The sequence below is a fragment of the Arsenophonus nasoniae DSM 15247 genome (genome assembly GCF_000429565.1).
Lineage (GTDB): Bacteria > Pseudomonadota > Gammaproteobacteria > Enterobacterales > Enterobacteriaceae > Arsenophonus > Arsenophonus nasoniae.
On record NZ_AUCC01000255.1, the window covers coordinates 1 to 1,323 of the forward strand.

Here is a 1,323-nt window from a genome sequence, read left to right on the forward strand (position 1 = left end):
TGCAAAGAGCGGATCGCACTCTATGCAACGTGCACCACTGCACTACTACAGACATAACGCGCTGTACATTTCGACTTTCTAAATTGTTAAAGAGCGAGAGTTTGGTCACTTAAAAATTAATACATATAAGTTAAGATTTATTTTCTGATATTAAGTTTACTAAACATAATTGTCAAGGCTAAAGTTAAGATATTTAAACTTTGTTTAAATGGGGAAATAAAAACCTACTTTTAACGTAGGTTTTTAGGGGGAGAATTGAGCGTGGAGAACCTTTAAAGGAGAACAGAGTACCAAAAAACTTTACCCATGATTTTTATATTGCTTATATCAGATCCTATATAATCTTCATCAGCGTATTCATCTCTATTATATGATCTGATCCGTATACCTCCAGGTATACGGTATAATATTTTAACACGTAACATACCTTCATGTTCAATAGCATACATTTGACCATCTTTGATGTTAGTGTCTGATCTATCTATCCCCGCGGTGGCTCCGTCAGGGACAACAGGCTCCATACTATTACCTGTAATACTTACACAAGCGGCGTTTGCAGGATCAACACCGGCTTTTCGGAGGGTTGAATACGCAAAACGTAATTTATATCCATTGTTATCTAGCGTAACAAAAGAGCCTTTTCCTGCCGATAATGATATTTCCTTAAAAAATGGTAATTCAATTTCATCTTCACCTAGTGGTGTATTTGAATCCCACGGTGCAAAATTACCAATAATTTTTGCGTTTGCCAGTTGAGCGTTTACTTCAGCATTTTTTTCATCCCCATCAAGCAGCCATTCGATAGTTACACCAAGTGCTTTAGCCAAACTAACAAGATTTTTGCCGTTTGGCTCTGTAGTACCTGATTCCCATTGAGATATAGTTGCTTTTGATACGCCAATTCGCTTCCCTAAAGATTCTTGAGTCATTTTATTGTGATTGCGAGCTTGACGAATTCTTTCACATTGCATGGTTTTATCCCCTAAATAAGTTTAGATAGCTTAACTCTTTTGATGTTATGTTATCTTGACTTATTTGTTTAGTATTCTTAACATGATGCTTATATCTTTCGGAGGCCGTAATTATGAAGAAAAGTGAAGCTATTTATTTGGCGGGTAATAAGACTAATTTAGCAAAATTATTAAAAATAACAAAAAGCGCAGTCTCACAATGGGGTGATGATATTCCAGAATTACGCGCATTACAGCTTGAAAAACTAGTTAATGACAAGAATAACACTAAGGCCAAATAACCCATGCAAATAAATTATTCTGTCGGGCGTAGTGTTACTGATCAGCGCCCGAGTCCTGCTGTTGCTGGCTC

At 36.5% G+C, this 1,323-nt stretch carries 2 protein-coding genes; one reads left to right on the top strand and one right to left on the bottom strand.

Translation table 11 applies throughout. From position 1 onward, the window contains the following. Positions 1-272: 272 nt before the first annotated feature. On the bottom strand, positions 273-971 hold the full coding sequence (locus G468_RS0118120; RefSeq protein ID WP_026824163.1) for an XRE family transcriptional regulator: 699 nt from the start codon (positions 969-971) through the stop codon (positions 273-275). A 113-nt stretch (positions 972-1,084) separates the two neighbouring features. On the opposite strand from G468_RS0118120, the gene G468_RS23290 reads away from it, so the two are divergent. Continuing rightward, entirely contained in the window at positions 1,085-1,252 is a 168-nt protein-coding gene (locus G468_RS23290; protein ID WP_071846922.1) for a Cro/CI family transcriptional regulator, read from the top strand. Positions 1,253-1,323 lie beyond the last annotated feature (71 nt).

Excerpts from the sequence above, each read along its gene's own strand:
- G468_RS0118120 (WP_026824163.1), bottom strand. The coding sequence starts at position 971 with ATGCAATGTGAAAGAATTCGTCAAGCTCGCAATCACAATAAAATGACT.
- G468_RS23290 (WP_071846922.1), top strand. The coding sequence starts at position 1,085 with ATGAAGAAAAGTGAAGCTATTTATTTGGCGGGTAATAAGACTAATTTA.